General features: G+C 42.7%; 13 protein-coding genes and 3 pseudogenes. 1 reads left to right on the top strand and 15 read right to left on the bottom strand.

Annotated features, from left to right (window positions below):
• Positions 1–79 precede the first annotated feature (79 nt).
• The 12 genes and pseudogenes from ABH008_RS10920 to ABH008_RS10865 form a co-directional block, all read right to left on the bottom strand.
• On the bottom strand, positions 80–3,349 hold the full coding sequence (locus ABH008_RS10920) for a DEAD/DEAH box helicase family protein (protein ID WP_347989883.1): 3,270 nt from the start codon (positions 3,347–3,349) through the stop codon (positions 80–82).
• Entirely contained in the window at positions 3,346–4,722 is a 1,377-nt protein-coding gene (locus ABH008_RS10915) for a restriction endonuclease subunit S (RefSeq protein ID WP_347989882.1), read from the bottom strand. Before ABH008_RS10915 ends, ABH008_RS10920 begins: the two co-directional genes overlap by 4 nt.
• Positions 4,722–7,049, bottom strand: a complete 2,328-nt coding sequence (locus ABH008_RS10910) for a class I SAM-dependent DNA methyltransferase (protein WP_347989881.1) — start codon at positions 7,047–7,049, stop codon at positions 4,722–4,724. Before ABH008_RS10910 ends, ABH008_RS10915 begins: the two co-directional genes overlap by 1 nt.
• Positions 7,050–7,549: 500 nt before the next feature.
• Entirely contained in the window at positions 7,550–7,810 is a 261-nt protein-coding gene (locus ABH008_RS10905) for a type II toxin-antitoxin system ParD family antitoxin (protein ID WP_347989880.1), read from the bottom strand.
• Positions 7,811–7,932: 122 nt separating this feature from the next.
• Positions 7,933–8,763 (bottom strand): transposase, encoded by an 831-nt coding sequence (locus ABH008_RS10900; RefSeq protein WP_347989879.1) that lies wholly within the window; start codon positions 8,761–8,763, stop codon positions 7,933–7,935.
• Between the two features lie 177 nt (positions 8,764–8,940).
• Positions 8,941–9,561: a hypothetical protein gene (locus ABH008_RS10895; RefSeq protein WP_347989878.1), complete on the bottom strand. Its 621-nt coding sequence runs from the start codon at positions 9,559–9,561 to the stop codon at positions 8,941–8,943.
• An 881-nt stretch (positions 9,562–10,442) separates the two neighbouring features.
• Complete coding sequence (locus ABH008_RS10890) at positions 10,443–11,273, bottom strand: transposase (protein ID WP_347989877.1); 831 nt, start codon at positions 11,271–11,273, stop codon at positions 10,443–10,445.
• A gap of 111 nt (positions 11,274–11,384) precedes the next feature.
• Positions 11,385–11,876 (bottom strand): DNA-binding protein, encoded by a 492-nt coding sequence (locus ABH008_RS10885; protein ID WP_347989876.1) that lies wholly within the window; start codon positions 11,874–11,876, stop codon positions 11,385–11,387.
• Between the two features lie 524 nt (positions 11,877–12,400).
• A complete protein-coding gene (ltrA, locus tag ABH008_RS10880) occupies positions 12,401–13,651 on the bottom strand; it encodes a group II intron reverse transcriptase/maturase (RefSeq protein WP_347989875.1) in 1,251 nt (416 codons plus the stop codon).
• Positions 13,641–13,847, bottom strand: a complete 207-nt coding sequence (locus ABH008_RS10875; RefSeq protein WP_347989874.1) for a hypothetical protein — start codon at positions 13,845–13,847, stop codon at positions 13,641–13,643. The genes ltrA (ABH008_RS10880) and ABH008_RS10875 overlap by 11 nt, the downstream gene beginning before the upstream one ends.
• A gap of 279 nt (positions 13,848–14,126) precedes the next feature.
• Entirely contained in the window at positions 14,127–14,357 is a 231-nt protein-coding gene (locus ABH008_RS10870; protein ID WP_347989873.1) for a hypothetical protein, read from the bottom strand.
• Between the two features lie 225 nt (positions 14,358–14,582).
• Positions 14,583–14,658: pseudogene (locus tag ABH008_RS10865) on the bottom strand (helix-turn-helix domain-containing protein); the annotation flags it as partial.
• A gap of 902 nt (positions 14,659–15,560) precedes the next feature.
• On the opposite strand from ABH008_RS10865, the gene ltrA (ABH008_RS10860) reads away from it, so the two are divergent.
• Entirely contained in the window at positions 15,561–16,892 is a 1,332-nt protein-coding gene (ltrA, locus tag ABH008_RS10860) for a group II intron reverse transcriptase/maturase (protein ID WP_347989591.1), read from the top strand.
• A gap of 137 nt (positions 16,893–17,029) precedes the next feature.
• Here the strand turns inward: ltrA (ABH008_RS10860) and ABH008_RS10855 are convergent, their stop codons facing one another.
• The 3 genes and pseudogenes from ABH008_RS10855 to ABH008_RS10845 all read right to left on the bottom strand — a co-directional run.
• On the bottom strand, positions 17,030–17,185 hold the full coding sequence (locus ABH008_RS10855) for a helix-turn-helix domain-containing protein (RefSeq protein ID WP_347989968.1): 156 nt from the start codon (positions 17,183–17,185) through the stop codon (positions 17,030–17,032).
• 54 nt (positions 17,186–17,239) lie between these two features.
• Positions 17,240–17,315, bottom strand: a pseudogene (locus ABH008_RS10850) (helix-turn-helix domain-containing protein); the annotation flags it as partial.
• 569 nt (positions 17,316–17,884) lie between these two features.
• Positions 17,885–17,960 (bottom strand): annotated as a pseudogene (locus ABH008_RS10845) (helix-turn-helix domain-containing protein); the annotation flags it as partial.
• Positions 17,961–18,088 lie beyond the last annotated feature (128 nt).

The raw sequence follows: 18,088 nt of genomic DNA, 5'->3' as shown, positions 1-18,088 counted from the left end.
GTGATGTTGGAATATTGGAACTGAGCCCGTTGGTTTTACGCTAACAACTGCATATCAGGCGGATAGCCATATTTCTGATTCATTCCGCAAACTTCAACAAATCAAACACAACCTTAGCAAAGTTTGCTGCTTTTGTTGGATCGGATAATAACTGCATCATCTGATTTTGGTGAGCCTCGCTGCTATCCATAATGGCATCATCAACAGCTTTTCTAAAACCACCTAATAATGCTTGTTCAGGAGTATTATTCGCAATTTGCTTCATAACAATCGCATTTTCACTGACTTTGTCTCTGATCGTATAAGCGTAATTGACCAGGTCTTTTTCTGTCAGGCTGTCAGTAATAAATAGTTCGTTTAAACGGTTAATGATTTGCGACAAGAGTTCTTCTTTTCTATCGCTTGGTTTTGCAGAGCCTATATCATTACCCGGTACCAGCTTATAGTCTGCCGCATCTTCTTTAAGTTTCAGATCTTGCTTTTTGATAATAGACAGACGGTAATGACTCAACGTCACGTTATCTAAATCTATGCTGTCTTCTTCCATAAAGGTTTCGCGCAGCAACGGGCGGAGGTTACGGGCATACAAGCTGAGCTTTTCTAAGGCCTTGTCGTCATAATCCACAATTTGGGACATAAACTCATAAAAGCGCACGAATGAGCCTAAATCTTTCTTAAAGATTTCCAAGGCATCTTTTTCCTGCTTGCACTGTTTAAAGCTATTTTCTGCATTGGCGATCAATACGGGGTCAGCTGTTTTCTTCTTGGTGCGTTCAAATATTTCTTTGGCTTGTTTGTAGGCATCAACCGCCGATTTGTACCGTTTTTGCCAGCGATCAACCGCAGGTTTGCAAATATTAGCCAGTGCCGCATTGCTTTTGCTTTTGACAAAAAAGGCTACGCAAAACTGTTCTACTTCCTGCCACGTAAAGATATTGGCGGCTCTCAGTTTGTCATACAGATCAAAGATTAAGTCAGGGTCAGAGACATCAGCGAGTTCAGCAGTTTGGTAATAAGGTTGAAATGCTTTGAGAATATCGTCTGGATCGTTAAAAAAATCCAGGATATAGGTGCCGGTTTCCGCTTTGCCTGGATAGGTACGATTGAGTCGTGACAAGGTCTGTACACATTCCACGCCACCTAGTTTTTTATCCACGTACATTGCGCAGAGCTTAGGCTGATCAAATCCTGTCTGGAATTTGTTTGCAACCAGCATGACTTGATAGTCGTCGCTATCAAAGGCTTTACGCATATCGCGACCTTTGAGATTGGGGTTCATGGAGCTTTCGCTAAACTTTTCACCAATCAAACCCTCAGTGTTCGGATCTTTGCTGTTAAATTCCACCTCACCAGAGAAAGCGACTAAAGCATGAATATTTTGGTAACCTTTGGCCTTGATGTATTTATCAAAGCTCAGCTTATAACGCACCGCCTCTTTGCGAGAACTGGTAACGACCATTGCCTTTGCCTGTCTACCTAACAGACCCATTACATTGTCTTTAAAATGCTCAACAATAATCTGCACCTTCTGCGAAATATTGTAGTCGTGCAGTCGCACCCATTGATTGAGTTTGACCTTAGCTTTTTTGCTTTCAACTTCCTGGTCAGTGCCTTGGATTTTTAGCGCCAAGTTATAAGCGACCTTGTAATTGGTATAGTTCTTCAACACATCCAGAATAAAGCCTTCTTCAATCGCCTGACGCATACTGTAGACATGGTACGCCTCTGGCAGATTGTCTTTTGACGGCTCCTCGTTTGGATTAGGACAGCGACCAAATAACTCTAACGTTTTCGTTTTAGGTGTCGCGGTAAAAGCAAAATAACTGACATTCTTGGAGGCGCGACGCGAGGCTATGGCCGCATCCAAAATATCCTCTGTTGTAAATTCTTCTTCGCTCTCTTCCGCAGCCTCAATCATCAGCACTTCTTTGAGTTGACGCGCTGTAGAACCGCTTTGCGACGAATGCGCTTCATCGGCGATGATGGCATAGCAACGCTCTTTTAAACTGACGCTGTTTTCTATCGCTTTCAGCACATACGGAAAGGTCTGAATCGTCACAATGATAATCGGTTGGGATTTTTCCAGTGCTGCCGCTAATTTTTCTGATTTTGAGCCATCGCCTTCTTTGTTGTTAATCCGTCCAACTACGCCATCCACATGTTCAAACTGATAGATGGTGTCTTGGAGTTGGTCATCCAGTACGGTTCTATCTGTAACGATAATCACCGAATCAAACTGCTTATGGCCGTTTGCGTCATATAGCGACGAGAGTTGATGCGCTGTCCAGGCAATAGAATTAGATTTACCAGAACCTGCGCTATGTTGAATCAGGTATTTGTGGCCTGTGCCTTCACTACGCGCAGCAGCTATCAGTTTTTTGACGACATCCAATTGGTGGTAACGCGGAAATATCAACGCCTCTTTCTTGTACTTACGGCCTTCCCAGTCTTCTTTTTCCTCAATCTGTAAATGAACAAAACGCGCTAAAATATTCAACAAATTGGCAGGAACTAAAACCTCGTTCCACAAGTAACCAGTCGCGTATTGGTTCACATCATGTGGAATATCGTTACCCGCACCGCCCTCTGCTGTACCTTTATTAAACGGCAGAAAAACAGTGTTGGCACCTTCCAAGCGCGTAGCCATGTAGACTTCATATTGACTCACTGCAAAGTGCACCAAAGCACCGCGCTTAAACGTTAATAATGGCTCTGGTTTCTTAGTGACAGGATCAACAGCATGACGTGTGGTTTTGTATTGCTTAATCGCATTATGAACCGCTTGTTTGAATTCTGACTTTAGCTCTAAGGTCGCTACTGGCAATCCGTTGACAAACAACACCAAGTCAATGCGCCAGGCTTTGGCTTTTGTATCGGTTTCCGCTAACTGCTGCGCAGTCGCCCAAGGGCTATACACCAACTCAGGCACGACACGACAACGATTTTTTTGATAACGCGCCAAGGTCTCGGGGTTTAGATCATGCTCTGGCTTAAACTGACACAGGCTGAAGCGCGTACCTCTATCACGTAGTTCGTGACGCAATACACCCAAGGTGCCAAAGGTGCGCATTTCTTTATTGGCGGCATTGGGGTCGGATTTGTTTAGCTGACTAGCTACACGTTCTAAAAACTTTTGCTCTGGATTATTTGGGTAAAGCGCACAGAATTTTTGCCATTGGACATCTTGGGTTTCCTGCACAAAACCTAGTAAATCTTCTGGATACAACGCTAATTCACGATTGTAGTTTTCAGATTTACCTAGCAACCAACCATTAGCCAGCAGATGCTCAATGATGTCGTTTTGAAACGGTAATTCATTGGCTTTGTTATGTCCGTATACAGTGTTCATGAAGCTTCAGTGGTATTCGTTTGTGGAGGTTGCCAGTTTCTGACATCTATTTTTCCTGTAACAGCGGCGGAGATTAGGGCGGTGCGGCGTTCTTGCATTAGTTCTATTGCAGAACTGGCTTTATTTATTAGAATGTCGAGTTTGGTGGTTTCGTTATAAACAAATTGCAATATTACGTCTTGCTCACTAATTTCGGGAACAGGCAGGATAATTTCGTTAAGTGTTCCAATGTTAATTACATCCATTGTGCCACCACGACTTAACAGTGAAAACTGTTCAAACACCACCATACTTCTTAGCAATGTCACAAGGTAGCTGGGTGTCACTGACGTTGCGCACCGTAGCCTTATAAGTCGTGGGTTTATTACGCCGAGTTCAATGTCAGGAGGAACAATCGCAATTTTTCCAAATGTTCCAACGCAGCTTATGAGTATGTCATCGGTTGCAATTTGATACTGCTTAAGTTCTTGGTATTTTTCTTCAGAAATGTAGTAATCACCTAAGTTAAAGTCGTCTGGAATGACTTGTTCTTGACCATAAACTCTGTAACCAGATTTTACATACATATCTTTAGTTAAGCTAGAACCAAACGGCCCCGCTTTAATATTGGTTAATAAATGCTTTAATCTTGCTACATCCCAATGTTCCGGTACTTCACCCAACCACTCAACCCCAGAATCCCGCATAGGCACATCAGGATTTAAACCTTTGGTCACAGCATGACTAATCACCGCCTGACGTTTTTCTTTTAGCAGTTGGATTAGTTGTTGCTGTTTTTCAATCAGGGTGTCTATTTTGGCGGTTTCGTGGTCTAGGAAGTTGTTTATCACTAACTGCTCACTATAGGCAGGCATCGCATACTTGAAATTTACGAATGTATCTTGATATAGATGAACGATAGTGCTTCCTGTTTTGTTGAAATCTACAAAACCAGTAAAAACGCTTGACTGTAATAGCCAAAAATAAAATCTACTTGTGTAGTTTTGGCCTAATGGTCTTACAACGAAAACACCGCTATTAAGTGTAGCCCTCCCTAATAAATTATTCACTAGTGCGACTTTTCCAATGGTTCCATCTTTAGTAATTAAAAGATCACCCTCTTGCAATTGGATATAGGGGTCCTGATCATATCTTTCTAAATCACAGTGATAGCAATCTTCCCATTTAATATTAGAACCTCTGAAATCTGAACCTGTTACTAAGTAAGGACCTTCATCTGTGAAGTCATCAGATTTTAATCCATGCCAGCCAACACGAGCTTTGACGTAAGACTCGAATTTAACACGAGTGATATTCCAGCTTGATGGATACTTACCAATCCAATCAACCTCAGAATTCTTATATTCTGGGTAAGCTTGATAACGACCAGTCATTACGAATGTACCTCTTGCAGCAGTAGCATAATCTCTGCACTCACTGCATCCAAATCAGCGTCAATCTCAATTAAGTCTCTTGGCGGCTGGTACTGATAAAAATGCCTGTTAAACGGAATTTCATAACCGACAATACCAATTTGCTGATCTTTATCATCCTTTTTACTGGCATCTATCCAGGCATCCGGCACATGCGGTTGCACTTCTTTGATGAAATAGGCTTCGTTAATGGCATTCACTGTCTGACTAGGGTCAAGTGGTACATTCTCATTATCACGAAGATCGCTATCGGCTTGGTACTCAATGATTTGTCCATCCACTGCAAATAAGCCGTAGATCGGATTCGCTTTACCTTTATGAATTTTTTTAATCACTTTTTCCGCAGCAGGATTTTTCCAGCTGACAGCCGCTTTAATTTGTTTCTTATCTTTTGCGTCCAGGTCGACAGCGGCTTTCTTACTAGCGGCATTGAGAGCATCATCAAACCGATTCATATCGTCATGCTGTTCTAAACCAATGGCTGTCTGCAATTGTCGGGCTTTAAGCAGTAGCTTTTTTTGATCAAGCCAAAGATTACGATCCAACAGGTCTTTGAGCTGTTTTTCTTTGAGTTCGCTAAAGTGACTTTTGCAGTGTTTGCGTATCGCCTCAAAGTGTTCTGTTAAATCACCGTAATTTTTACAATCAGGTGACTCTGACCAGCTGTCTTCTGTTGCATATTCTGCATAAACCCATTGCATCGCAGCAGTTAACGCACCACTGTCAAAACGTAAGGTGTCTATGCGTTCATCGCTAAATTGATAGGATTCGCGTAACGGACGTTCAATGGTGATGCGACGATAGCCGAATTGATAGGTATTAAAGATTTTGCTGGCAAAGGTTTTTGCAGCTTCGGATTTTGGATTGGCTGATTGACGACCGCGATTGCTTTTTTGTTCTGCGGGTTTATCCAGCTCACGCGCATCCACTACTTCATAAGCACCAAAGCAACGTGTAATCGTCGCAATATCGTCGTCATCCATAACGTTACGCTTACTGCCTAAGGACTTGCGCATTTTGCCGCACAAGTTGACGCCGTTGATCAACTGAACTTTGCCTTTGCGTTCCGCTGCCTTTTTATTGGATAACACCCATACATAGGTAGAAATGCCGGTGTTGTAAAACATGTCCGTTGGCAACGCAACGATGGCTTCTAACAAATCAGCTTCTAGGATGTAACGACGTATTTCCGATTCTCCAGAACCTGCACCGCCAGTGAACAGCGGTGAGCCGTTGAGAATAATACCAATGCGGGCACCACCCTTCGCTGAATCGCGTAATTTGCTGATCAGATGCAATAAGAACAGTAATGAACCATCGGAAACACGCGGCAATCCTGGACCAAAACGACCATCAAAACCTTTTAGCGTATGTTCGTCTTTGATGTCAGTTTCAATTTTTTTCCAGTCAACGCCAAAAGGTGGATTGGAGAGCATGTAGTCAAATTTATCAGCGTAGAGCTGGTCATTGGATAAAGTATTACCCAGTTTGATATTTATGACTTCTTGGCCTTTAATCAGCATATCCGCTTTGCAAATGGCATAACTTTCTGGATTAAGCTCCTGACCATAGCTAACCATTTTAGTTTGCGGATTAAGTTCGTGAACGTATTCCATGCCCGCAGAAAGGAAACCACCTGTGCCGGCAGTCGGGTCATAAATGGTGCGAATGATGCCGGGTTTTGTAAGGGCGTCATCATCTTCCATGAATACCAGCGAGGTCGTAAGGCGGATAATGTCACGCGGTGTAAAGTGTTCGCCAGCGGTTTCGTTTGAGCTTTCAGCAAAACGGCGTATCAGTTCTTCAAACACTAAACCCATGTCATGATTTGAAATGACCTTGGGACTTAAATCGGTTGTTCTGACTTTTTGCACAATTTTGTAGAGCAGGTTCGCATCATTGAGTAAACCAATAAATTCTAAAAAATTAAAGTGTTCAAAAATCTCACGCGCATCTTTGGAAAAGCCTTGGATATAGGCGGTAAGATTGGCGGCGATACCTGCTTCGCCTAGTGTGGACAAGTCCATTTTTGAGGTGTTGTAAAACTTCAAGTCATTGGCAGCTCTGAGTAGCAACTTTTCCTGCGCCTCTTCTGGCAAGTTCATGGCTTGTACTTTTTTAACCTGAGCTAACACGGCATCTTTGCTGTCTGCCAATACGCATTCAAGGCGACGTAACAAGGTAAAAGGCAGGATGATACGACCATACTGACTTTGTTTAAAGTCACCACGTAACAAGTCTGCGAGTGACCAGATGTAGGCAGCTAAGTTGTTGGGGGTTTGCGACATTGCGTCCTTTCTAATTAAGTGAATGCGTGTAAAAAAAAGATAAAATTGCTTGCAAATATAGCACTTTTACGTAAATTCAGATTCATCAAGCACTAACGAAAAATTGCAATTCAATAAAAATCCAGCACTTAGACCGATTATTTTTTGAATAAATCTGAAAATTGCGAATTGCCGATTCAACGAATCATGGCACAAGCAAACACTGTTGATTGCGATGTGGAGTATTCACGTAATCGCTGATTGGTGTCGTCAGCGAATTTTGAGCAAAAAAATCCGACAACTCGTGTCGGATCAGAGAACTGACCTTGTTGGTATGCTACGCTCACCAATGCAATCACAGGCAAAGCCCAATTCCGGATTTTCAGCGATTAAAGCGAAAGCATCATTTAATTCATCAAAATAAAAATCCGCCTGCTTCTCTACCCAGTTGTTAAACTAGTAAAGCCAGATATTTTTTAGATCCTGTTTTGCGAGGGCCTGAGTATGGATTTTGCGCATTTTCAGGCTAAACCGCTTTCTTTTTTGGCTTCCAGTCTGATTGTTTCCATTTCTAATTCACCAGCATCGCCACTTTCTTCACCTTCAATTAGGGCTGTGCGTAAAGATTGCAGTTTTGAGTTTGCTTCTCTTTCTTCTAGCAATCGTAAAGAGTCACGCATAATTTCACTAACACTTGCATAGCGTCCACTCTTGAGCAAAGAGTCAATGAGGTTATTCCAGTGCTCACCCAGGCTAACAGTTTGGGTTCGTGTTTGTGCCATGTTGTTCTCCTGGCCGGATTATAAAAGGCTAGTGTAAGATATATTCTTACACTTTACAAAGCAAACCTATTTTTCGAAAGGGGCATAGGTGTCAGGTCTTTCCATAACACATGCAAGTAATTTCATTTTACCGTTCGACTAACTGTTGAGTAATGCACACCAAAAATAGTCGCTATTTGTTGTAAAGTAAAGTCGCCTGTTTTGAATGCTAACCTCATACCTTCTTTCCTATTTTGATATTTATTCTTATAGAACTCTAACGGTTCAGCGGGTGGACGCCGTTGAGCCTTGGGAATTTCATTAATAAGTTCGGAATTGCCTTTTAAATTGCTTTGTAGTTGTAGAACAAAGTCTTTATTTCCTAAATAAATTTGATTGCGTAAATTCTGCCAAATTGGTGGCAAACCAACGCCAGCATTTACAAAATCAAGATATTGAATTATTGCATGTGCTCTATTAAGGCTAAATTGGCTCAATAACCAATCCGTTTGCAGCCATCTAGGGGGTATTACACTATCAATCATAGCGTTATAACTACTCCATTTCCATTGTCCAGGTAATGACACCATTAACGCTCTAACGGGATTCAAAACCACATATCGCGACAATTCCAGTAAATAGCTCTCTTTTTCAACCAAAATTCCTTTAAATCTTCCCTGATAGACATGCCCTACCTGTTGATGCCTGCGGTTAAAACTTTGAGTATAAACCCCATTTAACTGCCGCATGCCAGCTGATAAATTACCTTCAATGGTTTCAATAACAACGTGGTAATGGTTAGTCATCAAACAATAAGCATGGCATATCCAGTTGAATCGCTCACAAACTTGACCAAATATTTCCAGCCAACATAATCTATCTTCATCGTCTAAAAAAATATCATCACGAGCATTTCCTCGCGAAGTGACAGGATACAATCCGCCCGCTAATTCAATTCTTAAAGGTCTTGCCATATTGTTTAACCTTTCATATATATTTATGTTATTCATTCTGTATATGCTGTACATTTATTTTAACATAAAAATGCGTTATTGAAAGACCTGACCCCATTGTGCTTGACCCCGTTGTGCTCTGAATCAAGAAGCACAGGATAGCCAGATTTAGAATATTCTGGCTATCCTTGTCAAAAGTTATGCTGTAGCTATTTGCATGGCAGATTGTTTACGACGAGTAACCCAACCAACCAGCGGTAAACCTAATAACATCATTGCCCATTCTTCAACTTCTGGCGCTGGAGAGAAATTTATCAATGCTTTATAGTTCGCAGAACCTCCGATTGGGTTGTCATTGAAGTCTACAATTGTGGTGTAATGATTAGATAGAGTGGGGAGTTGTATTAATGAAATCGTCCCCCTTCCTACTTCTGTTGTTAGAGTAACGATAAATGGTTGTTGTGGTGCTCCTGGGTATAACCCTGAAAAAGTAGATGAAAGTACTCCTCCGTCGTTGCCATAACTATTTAGTCCAGTCGTCATGTCAGGCCAAGTCGGATTCCATACGTAATAATTTAGCGATTGATTGTTATTTACCGTAGAGGTCATACTCAATATGGTCGAAGAGAAATCTGGGTTGTAAAGTCCAACAGTTCCATAATCAAATTGTTGCCAAGTTACGTTGTTACCAGAGATGATCAAGTCAGAACGCCCATCTATGTTGGCCGTTACTTCTAGACTAAAAGTATCGGAATGAGCTGTTGTTGAAAAGAGATAAGCAAGAACAAATATGGCTTTTATAATGTGTTTAATTTTCATGGGATGTGTTGTTCCTGTTAGCAATGTAAGATTGAGCCTTGTGTGGGAATACAGGCTTATAAAAATAATAAATCGTTATCTGTATCAGTTATTAAAAGTACTCGATAATGGATAACATGTTTTATAGTGATATCAGTGATGACAAAAACGCTAAGCAGTCTATCGACTGAATATTGGCTATTTAACTAATCTCTACCTTAAGCCGACTTCATCATATAGGGCATTTAGATTGGATGTATATTCGTAATAATACCTATATAGTGGACCCCAATTTTCAGACAATAAATTAAGATGGTAACCTACCCCAAAAGGAGTAGGAAATGAGTGAAACGAAGCGCAAAAACTTTACAGGAGATTTCAAGGCGAAAGTAGTAACATAACGGGGTCATATATGGTCTACCCCGTATTGCAAGAAAAATTTCACTCGTGACAAAAAGAATATTGCTTCCATATATCCGGCTTTTAATTGCTGAGGAACCATTATCCTCTAGCCCTGATGGAATCCGCACATTCCTACCTCATCAGTTCCACGGCTTCTAAGAGCCCGAGACCCCATCAGGTTCATAGGAATGCAGGTGTTACCTTTTTTGCCATCACTTGAATTTTATCCACGCAATTCGTTGTTAGCCTCATTCCTTGTGACTTTTATTAAAATCTAAACCCTAGCGATCCGCTAGGCCGATTGTGGGCAAGTCAAGGAGGAACGCAGACGCTTGCGTCGAGTAGTCCTTGACTTGCCCACAACCGGCCTACCCTATGTAGGGGCCGGGCTATCCCGGCCCCTGCCTCTCGGCGAGGGTGGGGTAAGCCGCACGGCTAGGGGCAAAGCCCCTAATGAGAGGCATAGGTGTCAGGTCTTTCCATAACACATGCAAGTAATTTCATTTTACCGTTCGACTAACTGTTGAGTAATGCACACCAAAAATAGTCGCTATTTGTTGTAAAGTAAAGTCGCCTGTTTTGAATGCTAACCTCATACCTTCTTTCCTATTTTGATATTTATTCTTATAGAACTCTAACGGTTCAGCGGGTGGACGCCGTTGAGCCTTGGGAATTTCATTAATAAGTTCGGAATTGCCTTTTAAATTGCTTTGTAGTTGTAGAACAAAGTCTTTATTTCCTAAATAAATTTGATTGCGTAAATTCTGCCAAATTGGTGGCAAACCAACGCCAGCATTTACAAAATCAAGATATTGAATTATTGCATGTGCTCTATTAAGGCTAAATTGGCTCAATAACCAATCCGTTTGCAGCCATCTAGGGGGTATTACACTATCAATCATAGCGTTATAACTACTCCATTTCCATTGTCCAGGTAATGACACCATTAACGCTCTAACGGGATTCAAAACCACATATCGCGACAATTCCAGTAAATAGCTCTCTTTTTCAACCAAAACTCCTTTAAATCTACCCTGATAGACATGCCCTACCCGTTGATGCCTGCGGTTAAAGCTTTGAGTATAAACCCCATTTAACTGCCGCATGCCAGCTGATAAATTACCTTCAATGGTTTCAATAACAACGTGGTAATGGTTAGTCATCAAACAATAAGCATGGCATATCCAGTTGAATCGCTCGCAAACTTGACCAAATATTTCCAGCCAACATAATCTATCGTCATCGTCTAAAAAAATATCATCGCGAGCATTTCCTCGCGAAGTGACATGATACAAACCGCCCGCTAATTCAATTCTTAAAGGTCTTGCCATATTGTTTAACCTTTCATAAATACTGTACATTTATTTTAACATAAAAATGCGTTATTGAAAGACCTGACCCCATTGTGTTTTTTTGAAACAGATCGCCCCCTATAGCCAATCTTAGGCTGCTTCCAAAACTTGTCGATCAAGGTTGATTTTCATGTTGGTTTCCGAAACTTCAAGCAAACTATCTTCTACATTGTAATTTTCTTTCTCCTTGAACCAATAAAGCACTTTAGCGAGATGCCAAATTGTTACGCTTCCCTCATGGATAGGCGTGGGAAAAGTTGCCTGATATTTGATATAAATATTCCTGATATTTTGACGGCTGCATCCCAAAATATCAGCAATATCGGTTAAGCCAACAAAATCGGGCGTGGCTTCGATTAACTTTGCTTTAGGGATTACTTTATTAACATCTGTTAGTGCGCTTGAGACTGCCTCTAATGCCGATCCGGCTTCTCTTGTGAAATTCAGAGCGATTCGCCCTGGCCGTCCAATCCCGATAATGGCATCATCACACCCTGCCTCATAAAATTGATCTAACAAGGATTCCGGTTCGCACTCAAGGGAAGTAATATCAAACTTCAACGTAAAATCATAATCAGTCATCGCCTATTCCTCACCAATATCTGTGTGTTTTTGCATAATGCAGTTATCAACAATACGTCTAATTTGCTTGGCGTGGTTTCCAGGATTTTTTGGTGTACTCCAAATGCTCGCCCTGCAAAATTCACCGCACCTACATTCTTTATCGTTGTAAGGACAATACATTTGCCCCCATGCATGAGATCCACCTTCTACAATTCTCCATCCCTTACTTGATGCATATTCTAAAGCGGCCGCGATCTCTTTTTTCTGATGTGGCATTATTGATCTCGAAAATTTTCCCACATAGTAGTATTGTCGTAATAAGTTGTCAAATGACAATTATTGATGTTGAGCAAGCTTAGGCAGATTTAAACAAACTACAGAAAAGTTTCATGTGTCCGGGTCACGTCTTTCCAGGTAAATATGATTTATGCTTCACCTCTATTTTTAGCCCCGATCGGGTCGGGGCGACGGGATTTCGCCCGTCACCTCTCCCACACCACCGGACGTGCGGTTTTCCGCATCCGGCGGTTGAACCCAGTGACTTATCTTGTCACAAAATCTGATGGTAACCATAACCCCCATCGTTTCAACCTTGCGTTATTGAGCACTGTGCTTAGCATTGGGCTTCTCGCCATCCTCCATGCACCTACCGATACGGTTGTTTGACGCAAATGGTATGGCTTGGCTTTCAGCCGTTTTAATGCGTTTATTCTGCCCCGCTTATTATGCCAGCGTTGCCAGAAGTATTTCCGCATGTGCCTCCTTATCCAACCCTCCAATGCTCTGGTGATTGGATATTTTATGCACGCTCCATAATAGGCATACCAGCCTCTTATGTATTGCTGCCACTCCTTTATCCGTTCTTCCAATGCTTGCCTGTTTTGATTGTTCCAGTAATTTCTCACTTGATCTTTCAATTTCTCCAGGCTGGCTTTCGCCAGTTTTATGCTGCCATCGCTGTTGATTCTAAATCCAAGAAATTTTCCTTGCCAAGGCCTGCCTGTTCCACTTTTGTTTGGATTAACTCTCAACTTCAAGTGTTTGGCTATCCATTCCGTTAGGCTTGCCAGTATCCTTTCCCCGCTTCTTTCGCTTTTTACGAATATCACAAGGTCATCGGCGTACCGGCAGAAGCTTAATCCTCGACTTTCCAATTCTTTGTCCAAATCATCCAGGTAGATGTTGGCCAGCAGTGGGCTTAGCGGGCCACCTTGCGGCGTGCCTTGGCTTCGCTTGATTCTCTGGCCGTCTCTCTCCATTGGCGCTCTCAGGTAATTGCCTATCAGTTTCAAAACTCTCTTATCCCTGACTTTCTGGCCGATTTTCGCCATCAGTTTGTCGTGGTTAACTTCATCGAAGAACGCACAGATGTCTATATCCACTACCCAAGTTTTACCTTCCATCACATAGCGACTGGCCGCTCTGACCGCGTCATGCGCGCTTCTTTGCGGCCTATACCCGTAGCTGTGCTCACTGAATTCCGCTTCGAAGATCGGACTCAGTACTTGGCTTACCGCTTGCTGGATTACTCTGTCCTGAACATTCGGGATGCCCAACACTCGTTCTCCTCCTTGCGGTTTCGGTATCGCTATGCCTCGTATCGCTCCGGATTGATAAGTTCCCGCTTTCAGTTTCTCCGCTATCACAGGCCAGTGTTTACCAGCATGGTCTGCGAAATCTTCTACGGTCATACCATCTACTCCGGCCGATCCTTTATTGGCTTTTACTCGCTTATACGCTTCTTGCAGGTTGTCCCGATTTAGGACTCTTTCCATCACATCTTCATTCAGCACCTTCTATTTCTCCTTCGCCCAAGATCAGACTTGTATCCCGCGCTACTGTTATCAAACGGGAATCCACCCGTTCCTTTAGGTCGCCAGTTCGAGTAACTGCCGCAGTTGCAACGCTCGACTGTTTCGAAATACTACTCGCCGTTTCCTGGAGTTGTTCAATCGGTCTGTCTTTTGGTTCTTCGGCCCTTCGCTCCATCCTGTTTCCAGGACTTCCTCACTAATACGGCCTCTGCTGACTTCTCCCAAACTCTCATTCGGGAGATCTCCCCGGGTAGGGTGCTAAAACTTTCTGCCCGTGCCGTCAAGCTCTACCTGATGCGTCTTTCGGTAACGGTTGGATTTCGTGTTCCCTAGCACACTCATCGCCCACACCCGGCCTCACTGCTTGTTCTTGTTCATACGGTCGTGCATTTGCTATCCGCTTCTTTCAGGCTGGCCTCGCGGCTTCCCCCTTGCGGTTTCGCTACGGTTATTGTTACAATTTCCGGTTATCTCCTTTCAGATAACAAGTTTTAGCCCATGCCGGGCACACTAGGGTGGGCACCTTTTTGTGCCCACGCGAGTTGAATCGCTCGCAAACTTGACCAAATATTTCCAGCCAACATAATCTATCGTCATCGTCTAAAAAAATATCATCGCGAGCATTTCCTCGCGAAGTGACATGATACAAACCGCCCGCTAATTCAATTCTTAAAGGTCTTGCCATATTGTTTAACCTTTCATATATATATTTATGTTATTCATTCTGTATATGCTGTACATTTATTTTAACATAAAAATGCGTTATTGAAAGACCTGACCCCATTATCCCTTTGTATATGCTGTACATTTATTTTAACATAAAAATGCGTCATTGAAAGACCTGACCCCATTCTCCTTATCTGGAACTAGATACTTTGCTATTTCTGCCCATTCCCTCCAATATTGGGGGTTATTGTTTTTGGGAAACGGCAAGGATTCGATAAACGCTTGCTTTCCCTATATTAAGTTGTCTGGCAATCTGAGTTTTCGTCTATCCGCTTGCGGTGAGGCAAAGGACTTCTTGGCGTAATTCATAAAAATGCGTTATTGAAAGACCTGACCGCATTGTGTTCGTCGTTCGGGGTCGCTATCCAATTTCTATAGTTAAGGCAACCGTTGATCCAGTTGACTGTCTGGTATTCGGCGAGATAATCGGGGGCATTGAGGTCAGGTCTTTCCATAACACATTGTGCTTGATTACTAATTCAATTCTTAAAGGTCTTGCCATATTGTTTAACCTTTCATATATATATTTATGTTATTCATTCTGTATATGCTGTACATTTATTTTAACATAAAAATGCGTCATTGAAAGACCTGACCCCATTATCCCCCCTTGCGGTGAGGCAAAGGACTTCTTGGCGTAATTCATAAAAATGCGTCATTGAAAGACCTGACCGTACGCAGTAACAACTGCAAATCTAGCGGGTTAAAGTCCCGACCGTGGAATTGTCCGTACGCCACGGTAGCATGAGAAAGCGGCGTTGTGGCGACACGGGGTCGTAAGTTTTCAAATAGCAAAAGTGCAGGCCGAAACGAAAGTGAACCTATAAGTAGCCTCGTAAACGTAATCGAAGAAGCCGACCCTGTGGTCAGAAGGGGAAGGTCGTCGTACGAACACTTAAATAACGGAAATGGTGTTTGTGTTCTTCCGGGGTAGCAGGGTTGGCATGTACTAGAAGATTTGTAGTCCAGTGCTGGAGACCTGTATTGAGGGATGGGGAGGCCATCGATCATTGGATATAAGGAAACGAAATTTCAATGGCTGAATACAGGAGTCGGAGGGGCTCATAGTACCGTTTGAAGCCAAAGGACAACATAACCTTGGCTGAGGGAAGGGGCTCTACTTTGTTCACGCAACCCAAGAATGGAGGATGAGGAGATTGCCATGTTGCTAGTCACTCCTACGAAAATCAGGACATTACAGAGGAAGCTATATACCAAGGCCAAGCAAGAACCAGCCTATCGTTTTTACGCGCTTTACGACAAGATATACCGGGAAGATGTCCTCTATCACGCCTGGTGTCTGGTTAGAGCTAATAAGGGAAGTCCCGGCGTTGACGGGATAAGCTTTGAAGCCATAGAGCATGTAATTGGGTTAGATAAGTTTTTGTTGGAACTTGTCCATGATCTGAAAGAAAAGACCTACCGAGCCCAGCCAGTCCGGCGCGTTATGATTCCTAAAGCGGATGGTAGTTTAAGACCGCTGGGGATTCCGACGATACGTGACCGGGTGGCGCAAATGGCGGTTAAACTTGTCATTGAGCCCATATTCGAAGCAGACTTCTGTCCGAATTCGTATGGATTCAGACCAAAGAAATCGGCGCATGATGCGGTGGATGACATTGCCAATGCGCTATGGGCGGGTTATACACAAGTCATAGATGCTGATTTGACGAAATATTTCGACAGCATACCGCATGCAAAGCTGATGGCAGTGGTTGCAGAACGCATTGTTGATGGTGAGATTCTCGCACTGATCAAGCAATGGCTGAAAGCCCCCGTGATTGGTAATGATGAAAACGGTAAGAGGAAGGTGTTGGGTGGTGGAAAAGCCAATCGTAAAGGAACGCCGCAAGGTGGTGTAATCTCCCCGCTATTGGCAAACTGCTACCTACATATTCTTGACCGGATATGGCAACGACATCAGCTCAAAGGCAAATTAAAAGCGCAGTTGGTGAGATATGCCGATGACTTTGTTGTGTTGTGTAGAAAGGATGTTGAAACACCCATGTTGGTTGTAAAGCAAGTGCTGGAAAGATTAGGTCTTACCCTGAACGAATCCAAAACGCACATTGTTGACGCTACCCAATCAAGCTTCAATTTCTTGGGATTTTCAATCAGAATGAGCCAAGGAAGGCGAACAGGCAAGCCATACCCGCATGTCTGCCCATCAGCTAAATCTGCGAAGAAGATCAAGGACAAGCTGACACAGATGACGGGGCGAAATCAAACCACCCTGCCACTAGAAATTATGATCAGAAATATTAATCTAAGCCTCAGAGGTTGGACAAACTATTTCCATTATCAAAACTCTAGTCAGGTATTTGAGAAAGTTAAGGTACACGCAGAGCAACGCCTGCGTAAACACTTGATGAAACGCCATAAGATAAAAGATCGAAAGATTGGCGAAGGTCGATTTCCTAGCGTAGATTTATACAAACGCTATGGTTTATTTAAGGTTCCAGGGAAAGCTGGCTGGCGATCAGTGCATGCCTGAGTACGAAGAGCATCGGAAAGCCGTGTGCGGGAAAACTGCAAGCACGGTTTGATGAGGAGGGGTAGGCGCAAGCCTGCTCCTTACTCTACCCATTATCCCCCTTTGCTATTTCTGCCCATTCCCTCCAATATTGGGGGTTACTGTTTTTGGGAAACGGCAAGAATTCGATAAACGCTTGCTTTCCCTATATTAAGTTGTCTGGCAATCTGAGTTTTCGTCAATCCGCTTGCGGTGAGGCAAAGGACTTCTTGGCGTAATTCATAAAAATGCGTTATTGAAAGACCTGACCCCATTATCTTGGAACTAGATACTTTGCTATTTCTGCCCATTCCCTCCAATATTGGGGGTTACTGTTTTTGGGAAACGGCAAGGATTCGATAAACGCTTGCTTTCCCTATATTAAGTTGTCTGGCAATCTGAGTTTTCGTCTATCCGCTTGCGGTGAGGCAAAGGACTTCTTGGCGTAATTCATAAAAATGCGTCATTGAAAGACCTGACCCCATTATCCCCTATCGGCCAAGAGCAGTCGTTCGGGGTCGCTATCCAATTTCTATAGTTAAGGCAACCGTTGATCCAGTTGACTGTCTGGTATTCGGCGAGATAATCGGGGGCATTGAGGTCAGGTCTTTCCATAACACATTGTGCTTGATTACTAATTCAATTCTTAAAGGTCTTGCCATATTGTTTAACCTTTCATATATATATTTATGTTATTCATTCTGTATATGCTGTACATTTATTTTAACATAAAAATGCGTCATTGAAAGACCTGACCCCATTATCCCTTTGAGGTCAGGTCTTTCCATAACACATTGTGCTTGATTACTAATTCAATTCTTAAAGGTCTTGCCATATTGTTTAACCTTTCATATATATATTTATGTTATTCATTCTGTATATGCTGTACATTTATTTTAACATAAAAATGCGTCATTGAAAGACCTGACCCCATTATCCCTTCTATTTCTGCCCATTCCCTCCAATATTGGGGGTTACTGTTTTTGGGAAACGGCAAGGATTCGATAAACGCTTGCTTTCCCTATATTAAGTTGTCTGGCAATCTGAGTTTTCGTCTATCCGCTTGCGGTGAGGCAAAGGACTTCTTGGCGTAATTCATAAAAATGCGTTATTGAAAGACCTGACCCCATTCTCCTTGTGACCCCATTCTCCTTGTGACCCCATTCTCCGTGTGACCC

This window comes from Methylomonas sp. AM2-LC (genome assembly GCF_039904985.1).
Taxonomy (GTDB): Bacteria; Pseudomonadota; Gammaproteobacteria; order Methylococcales; family Methylomonadaceae; genus Methylomonas.
This window is presented reverse-complemented; position numbering and strand designations above follow the sequence as displayed.